Raw genomic sequence first — 17,703 nt, forward strand, 5'->3', positions numbered from 1 at the left:
TGGGGCAGGGATGGTGGAGATTCCGACACAAATTCCACGGCGGCTGAGCGGGCCATCGGTCTGGTCGCTGGGGGCAATCGTGATTGCGCTGCTGGCGATCGCGCCGATCCTCGCGGTGATCTGGATCGCGCTGGCGCCACTGCTGCAGGGCGGCGACAATATCTGGCCGCATCTCTGGGCGACAACCCTGCCGCGCTATCTGGCCAACACCCTGTGGTTGATGGCCGGAGTCGGGCTGCTGACTGCGGCGATGGGCACCGGGGCGGCCTGGATCGTCACCCGTTACCGGTTCCCGGGCGACCGCTGGCTGGATTATCTGCTGCTGTTGCCGCTGGCGATTCCGGCCTATGTCGGGGCCTATTCGCTGGTCGATTTCCTGGAATATGCCGGGCCGGTGCAGACCGGGCTGCGCCATCTGATGGGCTGGACCAGCGCCCGCGACTATTGGTTCCCGCAGATCCGATCGCTGGGGGCGGCGGTGCTGGTGCTGTCGGCGGCGCTATACCCATATGTCTATTTGCTGGCGCGGGCGGCGTTTCGCGAACAGGCCGGGGCCAGCGAAGAGGTGGCGATGTCACTCGGCGTCGGCGCCTTTGGCCGGTTCCGCCGGGTCGGGCTGCCGCTGGCGCGCCCGGCGATTGCCGCCGGGGTCGCGGTGGTGATGATGGAAACCGTGAACGATTTCGGCACCGTCGACTATTTCGCGGTGCAGACCCTGACCACCGGGATTTTCTCGACCTGGCTGGAAAGCAACAACGCCGGTGGCGCCGCGCAGATCGCCAGCGTGATCCTGACCCTGGTGGTGGCGCTGGTGCTGATCGAAAAGCTGTCGCGGCGGCGCTCGCGCCATTACAACGCCGCGCGCGGCCATCGCCCGGTGCGCCCGGTGATATTGCAGGGGCGCGCCGGCTGGCTGGCCTGTGCACTCTGCTGCCTGCCGGTGCTGTTGGGCTTTGTCCTGCCGAGCACGGTGATCCTCGGCCATGCGTTGGACAATGCCGGGGCCTGGGCCGATCCGGCGCTGGGGCGGGCCTTGCTGCACACGTTGACGGTCGGCGGCATCGCGGCGCTGCTGACGGTGCTGGCGGCGGTGTTCCTGGTCTATGGGGTGCGCCTGTCGGGGCGGCGGCTGCCGCGCCTGCTGATGCCGCTGACCACCATTGGCTATGCGGCGCCGGGGGCGGTGCTGGGGGTCGGCATCCTGATCCCGCTGGCGCAGGTCGATCACGCCCTGGCCGACACAGTCGAGGCGGTCACCGGCCGGAATATCGGGCTGATCCTGACCGGGTCCGCCTTTGCTATGATCCTGGCCTATTCGGTGCGCTTCTTTGCGATTGCCCAAGGGGCGGCGGATGCGGCATTCGGGCGGGTGTCACCGTCGCTGCCGATGGCGGCGCGCTCGCTGGGGCGCAGCCGTGGCCAGGTGCTGCGGGCGGTGCATTTCCCGCTGATCCGCGGCACCCTGGCCTCGGCGCTGCTGCTGGTCTTTGTCGATTGCGTCAAGGAGTTGCCCGCCACCCTGCTGCTGCGCCCGTTCAACTACGACACCCTCGCGACACGGGTGCATGACCAAGCCTCGCTTGAGAATATCGGCGACGCCGCCCCGGCGGCAATCCTGGTGATCCTTGTCGGCCTGGCCGCCGTCGCACTGTTGGCCCGCGCCAACCGCAGCTAGCGTGATGATCGCACTTGATTGGCTGTGCCAGAGGCCGTAAACGGTCGCCATTGCCCCTATAGCTCAGCTGGTAGAGCAACTGATTTGTAATCAGTAGGTCCGCGGTTCGAGTCCGTGTGGGGGCACCATTTTATCATCCAGACTTGTACGATGATGTCCGATTTCCCCTTGTTTATAAGGTCATTGGCGAGGTCGTTTGTCCGGCGCTGTTTAGGTGCGTCCAGCAGCGCACCCCCACATTGGGGGTATTTCTGGGGGTACGATGAACACTGAAAGAATTGCATACCCCCACCATGTCGCTAAGCGATATCAAGATTCGAAACCTACATTCGACAGAAAAGGCCTACAAAGTCAGCGACCTTGAAGGGTTGTTCATCTTGGTCAAAGTCAGTGGCGCGAAATCGTGGCGGTTCAAGTATCGCATTTATGGGAAGGCACGGCTGTTGGTGATCGGCGACTTCCTGCAGCGACACTGGCCAAAGCCCGCCAAGCTCGTGACTGAGGTGCCCCTAGATTTTTAGATGCTTCACTTGGTAATTTTGGGACCAAGGGGGGACCGATATGAGCAAGGGAATTCGATTTACAGACGAGTTTAAGCGGGACGCTGTGGCGCAGGATGTTGAGCGTGGTTACGCGGTCAGTGAAGTGGCCGAGCGGTTAGGTGTCAGTAGCAAGTCGCTGTACACTTGGAAGGCGCAGTTTTCGAAGTCGCCAAGCGTCAGATCAGAGGTTGCGGAGCAGGCCGCCGAGATCAAACGGTTGAAGCGTGAGTTGGCCCGCGTGACCGAGGAGCGCACTATTCCAAAAAAAGGCGACCGCGTACTGATGGTTCATTTCAGTGAGGTCTATGCATGGCTTAACGGTTCCTTTGAAGTCGTCCCATCTTTTCGGACAGGTTCGCAGCGTTTCCAAGGTGTATCGGGTTTAGGTTTCATGCTGCTTTTTGCTCTTCCAAGCCGGTCCGGTATGCTTGGTCCGGCGGGCACCGATCAAGCGCGGAATGGGGCCGCTTGGTATTGTAGTATGTCATCCAGCTCTTGATGACACGCCGGGCCTGGAAGCCATCATTGATTTCTTCGAGGTAGATCGCCGCTTGTTTCAGGCTTCGCCAGAGACGCTCAATGAAGATGTTGTCCAGATAACGTCCGCGCCGGTCCATCGAGATGCGCACCCCGGCCTCGGTCAATGTCGTGATCCATGCCGATCCGGTGAACTGTCCGCCTCGATCCGTGTTCATGATATCGGGCGGGCCGTGCTTGGCGATGGCCTCGTTCAACGCATCGGCACAGAAGTCAGCATGCATCGTGTTCGAGAGCCGCCAACTCAGAACCTAGCTGACTGTCCAGTTTTATGGGACCACTTCAAGGTTTCATGGTCGAACATCCCTCTCTTGAATAGAAGATGCGAACCCGACGACCGTATCTAAAGGGGATAGATCCCAATCTTTTTGCCAAAAAGATTTCGGGCGTGCAGTTTTGGGCGCGTTCTGGGGCTGGCGGTGGCAAGGCTTTTCGACGAAAAGCCTTAGAGAAAACTATTTGTGCAATAGTTTTCGCGCCCCGCGGCGATGACGCGCGCCATCGGGCTACCATCCCGGTGCGGCCTTGCCTATAAGCGAGGCGACCCCCTTACGGAGCTGCCCCATGTCCGGAGAACTTTCACCCATCGACAAGGCCAAATTTGTTGCCGCCAAGCGATCCGTCGACTTTGTCGAGGATGGCATGCGGGTCGGACTTGGCACCGGATCCACCGCCGCCTGGATGGTGCGCTGCCTGGGCGAGCTGGTGCGCGAGGACGGGCTCAAGATCAAGGGCGTGCCGACCTCGGTCCGGACCGCCGAACTGGCCCGCGATTGCGGCATTCAGGTGATCAGCCTGGACGAGGCGAAGTGGCTGGATCTGACCATCGACGGGGCCGATGAATTCGACCAGGATTTGAACCTGATCAAGGGCGGCGGCGGCGCGCTGCTGCAGGAAAAGATCGTCGCCACCGCCAGTGACCAGATGATCGTGATCACCGATGTCGGCAAGGAGGTCGAGGCGTTGGGCGCCTTTCCGCTGCCGCTTGAGTTGATTCCCTTTGGCTGGCAGACCAGCCAGGCGCTGATCGAGGAGATGCTGATCTCGATGGATGTGCTGGGCCGCAATTCGACGCTCAGGATGAACGGTTCCAGCCCCTTTGTTACCGATGAGGGCAATTTCATTCTCGATCTGCATCTGAACCGGATCGGCAACGCCCGGCAGCTGTCGATGGTGCTGAACCAGATCCCCGGGGTGGTGGAAAACGGGCTGTTCATCGACATCTGCGACAAGGTCGTGGTCGGCTATGGCGATGGCCGGGTCGAGGTGCGTGACATCAACGATGGCTCGATCGAAGAGGATCGTCTGGATTTCCTTGAGGACGACAACCTGTTCCGCGATCTGAGCGACTGAACCACATGGCTGCGACCGACGAGGGCGCTGCTGGACAATCCTGACCGTTGCGCGCAGCCTGAGCGCCATCGCAAGGGAGACGCAAGATGGCCGATGTCGAGCAGGCGGCTCTGAAGGTTCTGGACGATTTCATGGTCGCGCTGAACGCGCAGGACAGCGATGGCATGCGGGCAACGTTGCATTTCCCGCATTATCGCCTGTCCACCTCGGGCGTCCAGGTTTATGAAAAAGCAGAAGATTACGGGGTAGACACCTTTCTGGCCCGGTCCGATACCGGCGGCTGGCATCACAGCGCCTGGACCCGTCGGACGATCATTCACGCGGATGCGAACAAGGCGCATTTGGATGTGGAATTCACCCACTACCGCGCGGATGGGTCGGTGATCGGGGTGTATCCGTCGCTCTGGATCGTGACGCGGATCGACGGGCGCTGGCGGGTGCAGGCGCGGTCGAGTTACCCCGCCTGACCCGGTGTCGGCTCTGGCCATTCGCGCGGTGCTGTGGTCTATGGGGCGCGACCTTTCGGGGAAACGGACATGAGCAATTTCGACTATGATCTCTTCGTCATCGGTGGCGGATCGGGCGGCGTGCGCGCCGCGCGTGTGGCGGCCGGGGAAACCGGTGCCAAAGTCGCGCTGGCCGAGGAAGACCGCTATGGCGGCACCTGTGTAATCCGCGGCTGCGTGCCGAAAAAGCTGATGGTCTTTGCCAGCGAATATCCGGCGATGGTCGAGGATGCCCGCGCCTATGGCTGGACGCTGAGCGATCCGGTGTTCGACTGGCCCGCCTTTCGCGGCAAGCTTGAGGCCGAGCTTGATCGGCTGGAGGGCATCTATCGCAATCTGCTGAGCGGCGCCGGGGTGACCACCTATGACGCCCGCGCCCGGTTGCGCGACGCCCATACGATTGCGCTGTCCAGCGGCGAGGTCGTCACCGCCAAGCACATCCTTATTGCCAGCGGTGGCCGCCCGGTAACACCGGATATTCCCGGTGGCGAACTGGCCATCACCTCGAACGAGATCTTTCACCTCGACACCCTGCCGGACCGGATTCTGGTGGTTGGCGGTGGCTATATCGCCTGCGAATTCGCCGGAATTCTGAACGGGCTGGGCTGTCAGGTCACCCAATTCTATCGCGGCGCGCAGATCCTGCGAGGCTTTGACGACGAGGCGCGCGGGCTGATCGCCGACGAGATGCGCCAGAACGGCGTCAATATCCATTGCGGCACCAATATCCTGGAAATGGTTCGTGATGGCGCGGGCATCAAGGTCAAGGCGACCAACGGATCGGAGATGCATTTCGATCAGGTGCTGTTCGCCATCGGCCGCGATCCGAACAGCGATGACCTGGGCCTTGAGGGGCTGGGGGTCGAGACCGGGCGGCGCGGCGAGATTTTGGTCGATGCCTATTCGCAAACCGCGGTGCCGTCGATCTATGCGATTGGCGATGTGACCGACCGGGTGAACCTGACCCCGGTGGCGATCCGCGAGGGCATGGCCTTTGTTGAAACCGTGTTCCGGGGCAACCCGACGCCGGTGGATCACGACTTGATCCCCTCGGCGGTGTTCACCCAGCCCGAGCTTGGCACCGTCGGGCTGAGCGAGGAGGACGCGCGCGAACAGGAAGCGATCGAGGTCTATTGCACCTCGTTCAAGCCAATGCAGCAAAGCTTTGCCGGGCGCTCTGACCGGGTTCTGATGAAGCTCGTGGTCAGTCAGGCCACGCGCAAGATTCTGGGGTGCCACATTGTGGCGCCGCAGGCGGGTGAGATGATCCAACTGGCCGGTATTGCGGTCAAGATGGGCGCCACCAAAGAAGATTTTGACCGCACCGTGGCGGTGCATCCCACCATGTCCGAAGAACTGGTGACGATGCGCGAACCGGTGCGGACGTCTTGAAATTTCGCATTTCCTGCACAGGTAGTGCAGGACTCCATTTAAGTTAGGGAAGGAACAACATGTCTGGACAATCCGGCGGCCCATGGGGCGGCGGTGGCGGCGATGACGGAAATCGCGGCGACGGTCAGAATGGGAATGGCCAGAATGGCAATGGCAATGGCGGACGGCGGCCCGCGAACGGCGGCAAACGCCCGGGTGAAGGCCCGCAGATTCCCGATATCGACGATCTTGTGCGCAAAGGTCAGGACCAGCTCAAGGTGCTGATGGGCGGACGCGGTGGCGGCCCTCGCCAGCCCAACGGCGCCGGTGGTGGCGGCGGCGGCGGTCCGGCTCTGACCCGTGGCACCATTGGCATTGCTGCGGTGGTTGCGGTGGTTCTGTGGGGCGTGGCCAGTTTCTACACGGTCAAACCCGAAGAACAATCGGTCGAGCTGCTGTTTGGCAAATATTCCTCGACCGGCGGTCCGGGGCTGAATTTCGCACCCTGGCCAGTGGTCACCTACGAGGTGATTCCAGTCACCCGCGAACAGACCGAAGAGATCGGCGTCGGCGGGCGCGGCAGTGATGCCGGGCTGATGCTGACCGGCGATGAAAACATCGTCGACATTGATTTCCAGGTGGTCTGGAACATCAATGATCCGGCGAAATACCTGTTCAACCTGCGCGATCCGCGGATGACCATCCGTTCGGTCGCAGAATCCGCCATGCGCGAGATCATCGCGCAATCGGAACTGGCACCGATCCTGAACCGTGACCGGGGGTCGATTGCCAGCCGGCTGCGGGACTTGGTCCAGCAGACCCTCGACAGCTATGACAGCGGGCTGAACGTGGTGCGGGTGACCTTTGACAAGGCTGACCCGCCCGAGCAGGTGATCGACGCCTTCCGCGAAGTGCAGGCGGCCGAGCAGCAGCGCGACCGGCTGGAAAAAGAGGCGGACAGATATGCCAACACGGTGCTTGCCGGTGCCCGCGGTGAAGCCGCGCAGGTTCTGGAAGAGGCCGAAGGCTATCGCGCTCAGGTGGTGAACGAGGCCAAGGGTGAGGCCAGCCGCTTTAGCGCGGTTCTGGCGGAATACAAAAAGGCACCAGAGGTGACGCGCAAGCGGCTCTATCTGGAGACCATGGAAAGAGTGTTGGGCGATGTCGACAAGATCATCCTCGACGACAATGCGGGCGGATCGGGCGTGGTGCCTTACCTGCCGTTGAATGAATTGCGCCGATCCGGCACCGATGGGGGGACCAACTGATGCGTAAGGGACCGGCACTACTTGTCATTCTGGTCGCGGCAGTCGTCCTGCTGCTGTCGTCGATCTTTATCGTGGATGAGCGTGAAAAGGCGCTGATCCTGCAATTCGGGCGCGTTGTCTCGGTCAAGGAGGAACCGGGGCTGGCGTTCAAGATCCCGCTGATCCAGGAGGTCGTGCGCTATGACGACCGGATCCTGTCGCGTGACATCGACCCGCTTGAAGTGACACCGCTGGACGATCGCCGCCTGGTGGTCGATGCCTTTGCGCGCTACCGGATCGTCGATGTGAACCAGTTCCGTCAGGCCGTTGGCGTGGGCGGGATCGCGGCGGCGGAAACCCGTCTGGATTCGATCCTGCGCTCGCAAACCCGCGAGATCCTCGGCTCGGTCAGCTCCAACGACATTCTCAGCGCCGATCGGGCAACCCTGATGCTGCGGATTCGAAATGGCGCGATTGGCGAGGCCCGCAATCTGGGGCTGGAAATCATCGACGTGCGGCTGAAACGCACCGACCTGCCAAGCGCAAACCTCGACTCGACCTTTGGCCGGATGCGGGCTGAACGAGAACGTGAAGCGGCGGATGAAATCGCCCGGGGCAACGAGGCGGCGCAGCGGATTCGCGCCCAATCGGATCGCACCCAGGTCGAAATCGTCTCGGATGCCAAGCGCCAATCAGAAATCGCCCGGGGTGAGGCGGATGCGCTGCGGAACGCGATCTATGCCGAAGCCTTTGGCGCCGATCCGGAATTCTTTGAATTCTATCGGTCGCTCAACGCCTATGAGAAAGCGCTGAAAGGCGAGAATTCGACCATGGTTCTGTCCCCGGACAGCGAATTCTTTAATTTTATGCGGTCGTCCGAGGGCGCTGTCGCGACCGCGGCTGAGTGATGCAGATCCTGTTTCTGGCCCTTGGGCTGGTGCTGATCGTCGAGGGGCTGGCCTATGCGCTGGCCCCTTCGCTTGTCGAACGCATGCTGGAGGCGCTGCAAACCCTGCCGGAAGCCGCGCGCCGCAACCTGGGCCTGCTGGCGCTGGCCCTCGGGGTGGTGCTGGTCTGGCTGGGGCGCGGGGTCTGCATGTGAGTGGCGGGGCGTGGCCGTCACGCGGGCTTCACGCGCAGTTGACGCGGCGCGACAGGCTTTGAGTTGCGCGCAGACTCGCCTACATTGGATAACATCATCAGGGACGCTGTTATCGTGCCCCACAAAATACGTCGCCCAAGGCCGCGCCACGGCGGTCAGGGCGTTTCACCAAAGAGGAGAACGGGTGTGAGACATCGGGCCTATGCCATCCAAGCCAAGGATCAGGACGCGGCGGCGCTCTGGTCATTCAGGGCGCTGGTCACCGGTATCGTCGTGATACTGGTGATGCTGGCGCAATCCGCCGCCGCGCAGTCCCGGCCATCGAGTTTTGCCGATCTGGCCGAAAAATTCAGCCCCGCAGTGGTGAATATCACCACCTCGACCACGGTCGCGGGCAATGCAGGCGCCAATCCGGTGGTCCCCGAAGGTTCACCCTTCGAGGATTTCTTCAAGGAATTCCGTGATCGCAACAAGGATCAGCAGCGGCCGCGCAAATCCTCGGCCCTGGGTTCGGGTTTTGTGATTTCCGAAGACGGTTATGTGGTGACCAACAACCATGTCATCGAGTCGGCGGATGAGATCAGCATCGAGTTCTTTGACGGCGGCGTGCACAAGGCCAAGGTCGTCGGGACGGACCCGAAAACCGATATCGCGCTGCTGAAGGTCGAAGCCGACAAGCCGTTGCCTTTTGTCAATTTCGGCGACAGCGACACCGCACGGGTCGGTGACTGGGTGCTGGCGATGGGCAACCCTCTGGGCCAGGGGTTCTCGGTCTCTGCCGGGATCGTTTCGGCGCGCAACCGCGAGCTTTCGGGCAGCTATGACGATTACATCCAGACCGACGCGGCGATCAACCGGGGCAATTCCGGCGGGCCGCTGTTCAATCTGGACGGTGAAGTTGTCGGGGTGAACACCGCGATCCTGTCGCCCAACGGCGGTTCGATCGGCATCGGCTTTTCGATGGCCTCGAATGTGGTCAAGCGGGTGGTGCTGCAGCTGAAAGACTTTGGCGAGACCCGCCGCGGTTGGCTCGGGGTGCGGATTCAGGACGTCACCCCGGATATGGCCGAAGCCATGGATCTGAAAGAGGCGCGCGGCGCCCTGGTCACCGATGTGCCCGAAGGCCCGGCGCGTGACTCCGGCATGCAGGCCGGTGACGTGATCCTGGAATTCGACGGGCGCAAGGTCGATGACACCCGCAGCCTGGTGCGCCAGGTCGGCAACACCGAGGTCGGCAAGACGGTCCGGGTGATTGTCTGGCGCGGCAGTGCCGAAGAGGTGCTGAAGGTCACGCTGGGTCGCCGTGAGCAGGCAGAAACCGCCGTGCCCGCCGCCCAGCCGGGGGGTGAGGAAGAGATGGCACCGAAACAGCAGGACATGATGGGCATGACGCTGAGCCCGGTGACCCCGGAACTGTCGACCCAGCTGGAACTGGGCGACAATGCCGAAGGTCTGGTGGTGGTCGATGTCGACGAGACTTCGCAAGCCTATGACAAGGGGCTGCGGGCCGGCGATCTGATCACCGAGGCCGGGCAGCAGAAAATCGCCAGCCTGAGCGATCTGGAAGAGCGGGTCAGCGACGCCCGCGATGCCGGCCGCAAGTCGATCCTGCTGCTGGTGCGCCGGGCCGGTGACCCGCGCTTTGTTGCGCTGCCGGTGGACGAGGCCGAGTGACGCAGGATTGGGCGTGACGCCTGTCGCAAGTGTTTGCAGGCGGCCCCGGGGAGTCCCGGGGCCGTTTTCGTTTGCGCGCGGGGTTCAACCTGACCAGGCCCAGACTTGGGGGCCAGACTTGGGGCTCAGACTTCGGGCTGACCCCGGGGACCTGACCAGATTGCGCGCCTGCGGCGCATTTCTTTGGCTGATTGGGGCGAGGGGGCTTTGCCCCCTCACGCTCCCCCAGGATATTTTTGACCAGAGGAAGATCGGGACGATTGCAGCGGGAGGGGCAGGGGCGGTTCAGCCGGGTTTGACCGGCAATGTTTCGGCCCCGGCGCCGGGGGTTTCCACCACCGCCAGGCCGAGCTTGCGGGCCGCGGCCAGGGACAGGATGCCGCTGTCGAGTCCCTGCGGTTTTTGATAGGCGCGCACCGCGCGGCGGGTGTGTTCGTCCAGCATCCCGGTGATTGGCCCGCTGTAATGGCCACGCGCCTCGAGTGCGCGTTGCAGCGAGGCGACGAATTCGGGTGTCAGCTCGGGCAGGCAGGGGGTGCGGAACCAGACCTCGCGACGCTCCTGCACAATGCGCTGCTGGGTTTCGGTCTTGTAGACCGCCGGTTGCAGGACGCTGCCATCGGTATGGATCTGTGGCGGCTGCATCAGGATCTGTTCGGTCATGGTTTCGATCACCGCCGGGGTGGCGTCGCGGCCCCAGCAGGTGCCTGGCGCGGCACCCGGCGGCGCATTGGCGCGGATCTGGGTGACCTCGGGTTCGCCCAGTGACTGAACCGCCAGCTCTGTCGCGCCGCAGCCGACGAGCGGCGCGCAAAGGATCGCCGCGCCCAATTGCCTGAGCCGGACCGAACGGGGTCGGATGTCGCGCATCTATGTGCCTTTGCTGCTCGGTCTCTGCTCTGCGTCGCGCGGCTTGGGCCGCTGGTTTTGCGGCAGTTTAACCGGTTTTCCCGCGTCGCGGAAGCCTTGCCGCGCGGGCGGGCTGGCGGAGCGGCGCGGGTCGGATCACGCCGCCTTGTCCCGGGGGGGCGGAAAATGCTCTGGAATGACCCGCCGCGCCCGGCTAGACCGGGGCCCACAGGAAGGGAGCACCATGGCGAAAATCACTTATATCGAGCACAACGGCACCGAGCATGTCGTTGAGGTTGCCAACGGCATGACCGTGATGGAAGGCGCACGCGACAACGGCATTCCGGGAATCGAGGCCGATTGCGGCGGCGCCTGTGCCTGTTCCACCTGCCATGTCTATGTCGACCCGGCCTGGGTCGATAAGCTGCCCAGCAAGGGCGACATGGAAGAGGATATGTTGGATTTCGCCTTTGAGCCCGATCCGGCCCGGTCGCGTCTGACCTGTCAGCTGAAGGTCAGCGATGCGCTGGACGGGCTGATCGTGCAGATGCCCGAACGCCAGATTTGATGCCGCGCGCGGCGCTGGCGCTGGCCCTGCTGCTGGGCCTGTCGCTGAGCCCGGCGGCGGCGCGGGCGGTGCCGACCGAATGCGTCGGACCGTTGCGCGATGCGATCTACAACACCCCAACCGACCGCTATCCGCATGGCGCATTGGGCGATCCCTATGAATGGGCGGCGCTGACGGTCTTTGTCACCTTGACGCCGCCCTGCCGGGCCGGATCGGCGGCGAGTCATGTGGTCCTGCCCAACACGCTGGTGTTTGAGGATGTGAAACCGATCCTTGCCGATCTGACCGGCGACGGGGTGCCTGAAATCCTGACCGTCGAAAGCCACCGCGACAAGGGCGCGCGGCTGGCCATCTACCGCCAGACCGGGGTGAGCGCCGCGCGGCTGACGACGACCCCCTATATCGGCCAGAGTCACCGCTGGCTGGCGCAGCTGGGGGCTGCGGATCTGGACGGCGACGGCCATGTCGAGATCGCCTATATCGACCGCCCGCATCTGGCCAAGGTGCTGCGGGTCTGGCGGTTTCGCGACGGACGGCTTGAGCATGTCGCTGATCTGGCCGGGCTGACCAATCACCGGTTCGGCGAAACCGCGATTTCCGGCGGTATCCGTGACTGCAGCGGGCAGGCCGAGATCGTGACCGCGAATGCCAGCCGCACCCGGCTGATCCTGACCCGGCTTCAGGGCGCTCGCCTGATTGCGCGCGACGCGGGCGCCTATTCCAAGGCTGCAGAACAGGCGGCGCTGGCCTGCCGATGAGCGATGGATCCCGTCAATCCGGCAGGTCGGTTTCGCTGCCCGGACCCGTTTGCGCCAGGATGTCGAGCCTGGCGGGGAAGTCGGCGGCGACAATTCGCGGCGGTTGCGTCCAGGGCCGGTTGCTCCAGGCGTAAAGGCCGCCGATCAGTGACAGCAGCAGAATCGGCAACCCGGCCTCAACCGACAACCCGCCCCGGCGCAAGCTGGCCGCTGCGGCGACAAAGCCGACGCTGGCCAGCACACCAAGGAGCCCGACCAGGAACATCGCCCAGCGCGCGCCGCCCTGCCGACCCAGGTCCACCGGCACCTCTGGCACGGCGCTGGCAAGGCCGGCAGCGATGGCGCGGATCATTGCGAAATGCGCCTGTGCGTCGGGATCGGAGCGATAGCCGAGTGTCCCGGTATTGATACCAAGTTGATACCGGCGGCCACCGGCGTGGATCTGCAGCCGCCTGAACAGCGTGCCGCGCAGGGTTTCGCGGGTGAAGGCCAGCCGGGTCACGTCGGCAAAGGCGATCCGCCAGCCCTTGGTGCCCAGCTTTGTGATGCCGGTCGCGTCGACCTCGACCTCCCAGGCCTGGCGCAGGAGGGCGGGCTTCCAGCGGAACCGACGCCGTTCCATCGTCAGCCGAGGACTCGCCAGCCGATGTCGCGGCGGCAAAAGCCCTCGGGCCAGTCGATGGCGTCGATCATGGCATAGGCGCGGTCGCGGGCCTCGGCCAGGTTGGCGCCGCGGGCGGTGGCGTTCAGCACCCGGCCGCCATTGGCGAGGAGCGAGCCGCGCTCCTGGCGGGTTCCGGCATGAAAGCACATCTCGAACGAGGTTTCCGGCAGCGCCTCGAGGCCGCGAATTTCGCTGCCCTTGGGGTAATCGCCGGGATAGCCCCGGGTCGCCATCACCACGGTGATCGCGTGATCCTCGGCCCAGTTGACCTGCATTTCGGCGAGCCGGCCTTCGGCGGTGGCCTGGATCAGATCGAGCGCTTGCGCCCCGAGCCGCATCATCAGCACCTGGCATTCGGGGTCGCCAAAGCGGCAATTGTATTCGATCAGCTGCGGTTCGCCATTTTCGATCATCAACCCGGCATAGAGGATGCCCTGATAGGGGGTGCCACGCCGGGCCATTTCGGCCAGGGTCGGATGGATGATCTGCTGCATGGTCTTTTGCACCACCGCATCCGAGAGCACCGGCGCCGGGGAATAGGCGCCCATACCGCCGGTGTTCGGGCCCTCATCGTTGTCAAAGGCGCGTTTGTGATCCTGGGCGGTGCCGATTGGCAGGGCGGTCTCGCCGTCACAGAGGACAAAGAACGAGGCCTCTTCACCGGTCAGGAAGTCCTCGATCACCACCTCGGCCCCGGCTTCGCCGAATTCGCCCGAGAACATGTCGTCGATGGCCTCCAGCGCCTCGGCCTCGGTCATCGCCACGATCACCCCTTTGCCAGCGGCCAGCCCATCGGCCTTGACCACGATCGGTGCGCCTTTTTCGGCGATATAGGCGCGGGCGGGCGCGGCTTCGCCAAAGCGGGCATAGGCGGCAGTGGGGGCGCCCGCGGCGTCGCAGATTGCCTTGGTGAAGGCCTTGGAGGCCTCAAGCTGCGCAGCGGCCCGGGACGGGCCAAAGACGATCAGCCCGGCGGCGCGCAGATCGTCGGCGACCCCGGCGGCCAGCGGCGCCTCGGGGCCGATAATGATCAGGTCGATGGCGTTCTCTTCGGCAAAGCCGATGACGGCGCTGCCGTTCAGGATGTCGAGGCTGGCGCATTCGGCAATCGCCGCGATGCCGGCATTGCCCGGCGCGACGATCAGCTTGTCGCATTTCGGATTCTGCAAGGTGGCCCAGGCCAGCGCATGTTCGCGGCCACCGCCGCCGAGGATGAGGATGTTCATATCTGCCGTTCCGCCTGAGGTTTGCGGCGGTTCTAGGCGGCGGCGCGGGCGAGGGCAAGGTTTGGCGCCGGGAGGGGGCCAAAGGGGGAGAGGAGGCCAGAGGGGGGGCTGTCTGCCCCCCGCGCCCTGCGGGCGCCCCCCCGAGGATATTTTGAACCAGAGGAAGCAGCTGGGCAGGCCAGGTGGGATTGTCGGCGCGGTCGGCTTCGGGGTAGACCTGAGGCGCAGAGGCAGGAGCATATGGACGAGCTTTTCGAAGACCCGCAAGGCAACACGCCGGAATTCAGCGTCAGTGACCTCACCGGCGCGGTGAAGCGTCTGATCGAGGGCGAATTCGGCCATGTCCGGGTGCGGGGCGAGGTCGGGCGGGTGATGGTGGCGCGCACCGGGCATATGTATTTCGATCTGAAGGACGATCGTTCGGTGATCGCCTGTGTGTCCTGGAAAGGTCAGGTCGCCAAGTTCCGCCACCAGCCCGAAGAGGGGATGGAGGTGATCGTCACCGGGCGGATGACCACCTTTGGCCCGCAGTCGAAATACCAGCTGAATGTCGAGAGCGTCGAACCGGCAGGGGCCGGGGCGCTGATGGCGATGCTGGAGGCGCGCAAGAAAAAGCTGGAGGCCGAGGGGCTGTTCGCGGTGGAGCGCAAGCGGCCGCTGCCGTTCCTGCCCGAGGTCATCGGCGTGGTCACCAGCCCGAGTGGCGCGGTGATCCGCGACATCCTGCACCGGCTGCGCGACCGGTTTCCGCGCAAGGTGCTGATCTGGCCGGTCGCGGTGCAGGGGCAGAATTGCGCGCCCGAAGTGGTGCGGGCGATCGAGGGGTTCAATGCGCTGACCCCCGGCGGTGCCCTGCCACGCCCCGATCTGATCATCGTGGCGCGCGGCGGTGGCTCGATCGAGGATCTCTGGGGGTTCAACGAGGAGATCGTGGCCCGGGCGGCGGCGGCATCAGAGATCCCGCTGATCTCGGCGGTTGGCCATGAGACCGACACCACCCTGATCGACTATGTCAGCGATTACCGGGCCCCGACCCCGACCGGCGCCGCCGAGCGGGCGGTGCCGGTGCGGGTCGAGCTGATCGGCGCGCTCGACAGTCTCGGCGGCCGCCTGGTGCGGGCCGAGACCCAGAGCCTGAGCCAGCGCGGCCAGCGGCTGCGCGATCTGGCCCGGGCATTGCCGCGCCGCGACAACCTGCTGGACGGGCCGCGCCAGCGCTTTGATCAATGGGCGGACCGGCTGCCTGCCGCGCTGACCGGCGGGGTGCAGCGGCGCCGGGTGGCGCTGTCAGAGATCGCCGGCACATTGCGGCCCGGGCTGCTGCGCGGGCGGTTGCAGGCGGCGCGGGGACGGCTGGACGATTGGGCGGCGCGGCTGGACCCCGGTCTGACCCAGGGCGTGACCCGGCGGCGCGAGGCGCTGGCGGCCCGGGCGGCGCGGCTGCGGGTCGAGCCGATCCGTGCGGATGTGGCCCGCAAGCGGCAGGACCTGGGGCGCGGCGCTGAGCGGTTGCAAAGCGGTTGGGAACTGCGGCTGGCACAGATGAAAGAACGGCTCGACGCGGTGGAGCGGCTGCGCCAGACGCTGGGCTATGAGGCGACGCTGGTTCGGGGCTATGCGGTGGTGCGCGATGGGACCGGTCTGGTGCTGACCCGCAGGGCGGCGGCCAGCCAGGCGGCGGCGCTGGAGATCGAGTTTTCGGATGGGCGGCTTGAGGTCGGTGGCGCAGGTGGTGGGCCATCCGGCGCTGGCGCGGCTGCAAAGCCGACATCGCGCGCCGGGCGCAAACCGGGTGACCCGCCGCCAGATCAGGGCAGCCTGTTCTGATCCCTCAGACGCCAACCTCCGGACCCAGGCACATCATCGGCTCGGTGCTGTTTTCCACCTCGTAGAGCGCGGTGCTTTGCGGATTGTTGGCGAACCGGGCGACCAGCCCGCCGGGGCCGTGAAAAAAGCTCCAGCATTGCGGGTCATCGGGGCTGGTGTCATAGACGAAACAGATCAGCCCATGATCCTCATACCAATGCCCGTCCTGGCATTTGCCATCCAGGAATGACCAGCGCACCCGATGATCGGGCAGATATTCTTCGACCCCGTAAGCGCGGCCATCGGCGCCATAATAATAGGTTTTGCCAAGGGTCAGCGCGTCGAAATCATCCGCGCTCATCGGCACGTCGGCGGCAAGCGCCGCCTGGGCGAGCAGCGGGGCAAGGAGCGGGGCGAGGCGCAGCAGCTTTTTCATGCCACGATCATGGCGCATCCGCGGGGCGCATGCCAATGACAAAGCTGTTTAGGGCGGCGGTAACGATGGCGATCAGGCGGTGCTTTCGCCGCCAAAATCCTCAAAATCAAAGTCGTCGCTGAACTCTTCGACATAGCCGATACGGTCGTCCATCACCCGCCGCCACCAGCCCGGGACCAGCGCGATCATCGCCATCGACGGCAGGCTGTAAGGCAGGATCGGCATCGTCTCACGATCCAGTTGCAGGGCCGGGTAGGGGCGCATCGGATTCATGTGGTGATCGGAATGGCGCGGCGCGTTCAGCATCATTGCGCCCGAGGCCGCATGCGGCGAATTCCAGGAATGCTGTGGCCCGACCGGTTCATAGCGGCCATCGGCGCGGACGGCGCGGTCCAGCCCGTAATGCTGGACATAGTCCGACAGCAGGATTTGCAGATGTGCGAACAGCGACAGGCCCAGGAACACTGCCAGCCCACTTTTTCCCGCCAGCGCATAGGCGATCAGCAGCATCAGCGCGGCACCGCCGATATAGGCGAAATAGGGGTTCAGGAACAGCGATTTACCGGCGCGGCGCAGGTCGGCATGTTCGGCCTTGAGCCCGGCCCAGAACGAGCCCGACCAAGCCCTGAGTGCAAAGCGCCAGAACCCTTCGCCAAGGCGGGCCGAACTTGGGTCCTGCGGCGTGGCGACATAGATGTGATGCACCTTGGGATGTGACGAGGCGTGATGGCCAAACAGCATCGAGATATAGACCAGCCGCCCCAATTGCCGGGCCTGGCGGTCGGAACGATGGATCAGCTCATGCGCATTGGGGTGGCTGATCTGGCCGAACCAGAGGCCAAAGGCCAGGGCGGTGATCGCCGCGTCAAAGCCATCGGCGCCCGCCGGTCCGCCGATCCAGAAGATTGCGGCGATCATCGTCCAGAGATGGGCAATACCCAGAACCTGGCTCAGCCCCTTGCTGGCCGGGAATTCGGCCTGCGGGTTGCGGTTGCGCCAGTTTTTCGGCAGCAGCAGGTCGAGGACCCGCATCAGCACCGTCAAATAGATCAGCGCGATCCAGCTGAACGTCCCGCCCAGGGCTGCCGCAAGCAGCAGCAGTGGCAGGGGAAGCAGCGTCGCGAAGGTGAATGCAGCCATGTGCTGACCTTTCTGCCCGATTTTTTTGGTTGTTTCTAAGCGTCCATATGGCGGTGAAATCTGCGCAATTTCGGGCACAATTCGGATCTTATCGCGGCAATTGCGGCAGGACAAAGCCGTTTCGCCTGGCGCGGGTTCCCGCGCGGTCGGTGCCGGGTCTGATTGGTGGGCATTGTCGGGGCCTCTTGGGGGGATGTCGGTCGGGGCTGCCCTTCCATCCCTGAGCGATCCGCATTAGGTGGAAACCAC

General features: G+C 64.3%; 18 protein-coding genes, 1 tRNA gene and 1 pseudogene. 14 read left to right on the top strand and 6 right to left on the bottom strand.

All coding sequences use genetic code 11. The features are described 5' to 3' along the window. The first annotated feature begins 10 nt into the window (after nucleotides 1–10). From P1U48_RS04880 to P1U48_RS04895, 4 genes and pseudogenes are all read left to right on the top strand, one after another. A complete protein-coding gene (locus tag P1U48_RS04880; protein ID WP_301067904.1) occupies nucleotides 11–1,675 on the top strand; it encodes an iron ABC transporter permease in 1,665 nt (554 codons plus the stop codon). Nucleotides 1,676–1,727: 52 nt separating this feature from the next. Beyond that, nucleotides 1,728–1,803 (top strand) — tRNA-Thr (locus P1U48_RS04885). A gap of 165 nt (nucleotides 1,804–1,968) precedes the next feature. Next, nucleotides 1,969–2,196, top strand: coding sequence for an Arm DNA-binding domain-containing protein (locus P1U48_RS04890; protein WP_301067748.1), 228 nt, complete (start codon nucleotides 1,969–1,971; stop codon nucleotides 2,194–2,196). 40 nt (nucleotides 2,197–2,236) lie between these two features. Then, nucleotides 2,237–2,518, top strand: a pseudogene (locus tag P1U48_RS04895) (transposase); the annotation flags it as partial. 88 nt (nucleotides 2,519–2,606) lie between these two features. On the opposite strand, the gene P1U48_RS04900 reads toward P1U48_RS04895, so the two are convergent. Next, complete coding sequence (locus P1U48_RS04900) at nucleotides 2,607–3,002, bottom strand: integrase core domain-containing protein (RefSeq protein ID WP_301067905.1); 396 nt, start codon at nucleotides 3,000–3,002, stop codon at nucleotides 2,607–2,609. A 316-nt stretch (nucleotides 3,003–3,318) separates the two neighbouring features. Here P1U48_RS04900 and rpiA point away from each other — a divergent pair, with 316 nt between their 5' ends. The 7 genes from rpiA to P1U48_RS04935 all read left to right on the top strand — a co-directional run bounded on the left by rpiA (nucleotide 3,319) and on the right by P1U48_RS04935 (nucleotide 10,007). Next, nucleotides 3,319–4,107 (top strand): ribose-5-phosphate isomerase RpiA, encoded by a 789-nt coding sequence (rpiA, locus tag P1U48_RS04905; RefSeq protein WP_301067749.1) that lies wholly within the window; start codon nucleotides 3,319–3,321, stop codon nucleotides 4,105–4,107. Between the two features lie 86 nt (nucleotides 4,108–4,193). Further along, complete coding sequence (locus tag P1U48_RS04910) at nucleotides 4,194–4,574, top strand: hypothetical protein (RefSeq protein ID WP_301067751.1); 381 nt, start codon at nucleotides 4,194–4,196, stop codon at nucleotides 4,572–4,574. 69 nt (nucleotides 4,575–4,643) lie between these two features. Then, nucleotides 4,644–6,005 (top strand): glutathione-disulfide reductase, encoded by a 1,362-nt coding sequence (gene gor, locus P1U48_RS04915; RefSeq protein ID WP_301067753.1) that lies wholly within the window; start codon nucleotides 4,644–4,646, stop codon nucleotides 6,003–6,005. A 59-nt stretch (nucleotides 6,006–6,064) separates the two neighbouring features. Continuing rightward, complete coding sequence (hflK, locus tag P1U48_RS04920; protein WP_301067754.1) at nucleotides 6,065–7,252, top strand: FtsH protease activity modulator HflK; 1,188 nt, start codon at nucleotides 6,065–6,067, stop codon at nucleotides 7,250–7,252. Continuing rightward, a complete protein-coding gene (locus P1U48_RS04925; protein ID WP_301067755.1) occupies nucleotides 7,252–8,139 on the top strand; it encodes a protease modulator HflC in 888 nt (295 codons plus the stop codon). The genes hflK and P1U48_RS04925 overlap by 1 nt, the downstream gene beginning before the upstream one ends. Then, complete coding sequence (locus P1U48_RS04930; protein ID WP_301067756.1) at nucleotides 8,139–8,333, top strand: DUF2065 domain-containing protein; 195 nt, start codon at nucleotides 8,139–8,141, stop codon at nucleotides 8,331–8,333. Before P1U48_RS04925 ends, P1U48_RS04930 begins: the two co-directional genes overlap by 1 nt. Before the next feature lie 285 nt (nucleotides 8,334–8,618). After that, nucleotides 8,619–10,007: a Do family serine endopeptidase gene (locus P1U48_RS04935; RefSeq protein ID WP_301067906.1), complete on the top strand. Its 1,389-nt coding sequence runs from the start codon at nucleotides 8,619–8,621 to the stop codon at nucleotides 10,005–10,007. A 285-nt stretch (nucleotides 10,008–10,292) separates the two neighbouring features. Here the strand turns inward: P1U48_RS04935 and P1U48_RS04940 are convergent, their stop codons facing one another. After that, the gene (locus P1U48_RS04940) at nucleotides 10,293–10,877 is read right to left on the bottom strand and encodes a peptidoglycan-binding domain-containing protein (protein ID WP_301067757.1); all 585 of its coding nucleotides are present in this window, start codon (nucleotides 10,875–10,877) and stop codon (nucleotides 10,293–10,295) included. Between the two features lie 223 nt (nucleotides 10,878–11,100). On the opposite strand from P1U48_RS04940, the gene P1U48_RS04945 reads away from it, so the two are divergent. Together P1U48_RS04945 and P1U48_RS04950 are read left to right on the top strand one after the other, a co-directional pair. Further along, a complete protein-coding gene (locus P1U48_RS04945; RefSeq protein ID WP_301067759.1) occupies nucleotides 11,101–11,424 on the top strand; it encodes a 2Fe-2S iron-sulfur cluster-binding protein in 324 nt (107 codons plus the stop codon). Continuing rightward, nucleotides 11,424–12,182: a VCBS repeat-containing protein gene (locus tag P1U48_RS04950; protein WP_301067761.1), complete on the top strand. Its 759-nt coding sequence runs from the start codon at nucleotides 11,424–11,426 to the stop codon at nucleotides 12,180–12,182. The genes P1U48_RS04945 and P1U48_RS04950 overlap by 1 nt, the downstream gene beginning before the upstream one ends. A 13-nt stretch (nucleotides 12,183–12,195) precedes the next feature. Here the strand turns inward: P1U48_RS04950 and P1U48_RS04955 are convergent, their stop codons facing one another. Further along, on the bottom strand, nucleotides 12,196–12,804 hold the full coding sequence (locus tag P1U48_RS04955; RefSeq protein ID WP_301067763.1) for a hypothetical protein: 609 nt from the start codon (nucleotides 12,802–12,804) through the stop codon (nucleotides 12,196–12,198). 2 nt (nucleotides 12,805–12,806) lie between these two features. After that, nucleotides 12,807–14,072 (bottom strand): phosphoribosylamine--glycine ligase, encoded by a 1,266-nt coding sequence (purD, locus tag P1U48_RS04960; protein ID WP_301067765.1) that lies wholly within the window; start codon nucleotides 14,070–14,072, stop codon nucleotides 12,807–12,809. A gap of 240 nt (nucleotides 14,073–14,312) precedes the next feature. Between purD and xseA the strand changes: the two genes are divergently transcribed. Beyond that, complete coding sequence (xseA, locus tag P1U48_RS04965) at nucleotides 14,313–15,899, top strand: exodeoxyribonuclease VII large subunit (protein ID WP_301067767.1); 1,587 nt, start codon at nucleotides 14,313–14,315, stop codon at nucleotides 15,897–15,899. Between the two features lie 4 nt (nucleotides 15,900–15,903). Here the strand turns inward: xseA and P1U48_RS04970 are convergent, their stop codons facing one another. Together P1U48_RS04970 and P1U48_RS04975 are read right to left on the bottom strand one after the other, a co-directional pair. After that, on the bottom strand, nucleotides 15,904–16,332 hold the full coding sequence (locus P1U48_RS04970; RefSeq protein WP_301067768.1) for a hypothetical protein: 429 nt from the start codon (nucleotides 16,330–16,332) through the stop codon (nucleotides 15,904–15,906). Nucleotides 16,333–16,386: 54 nt separating this feature from the next. Next, complete coding sequence (locus P1U48_RS04975) at nucleotides 16,387–17,454, bottom strand: alkane 1-monooxygenase (protein WP_301067769.1); 1,068 nt, start codon at nucleotides 17,452–17,454, stop codon at nucleotides 16,387–16,389. Between the last annotated feature and the right edge of the window lie 249 nt (nucleotides 17,455–17,703).

Source organism: Pseudooceanicola sp. (assembly GCF_029213205.1).
Taxonomy (GTDB): domain Bacteria; phylum Pseudomonadota; class Alphaproteobacteria; order Rhodobacterales; family Rhodobacteraceae; genus Pseudooceanicola.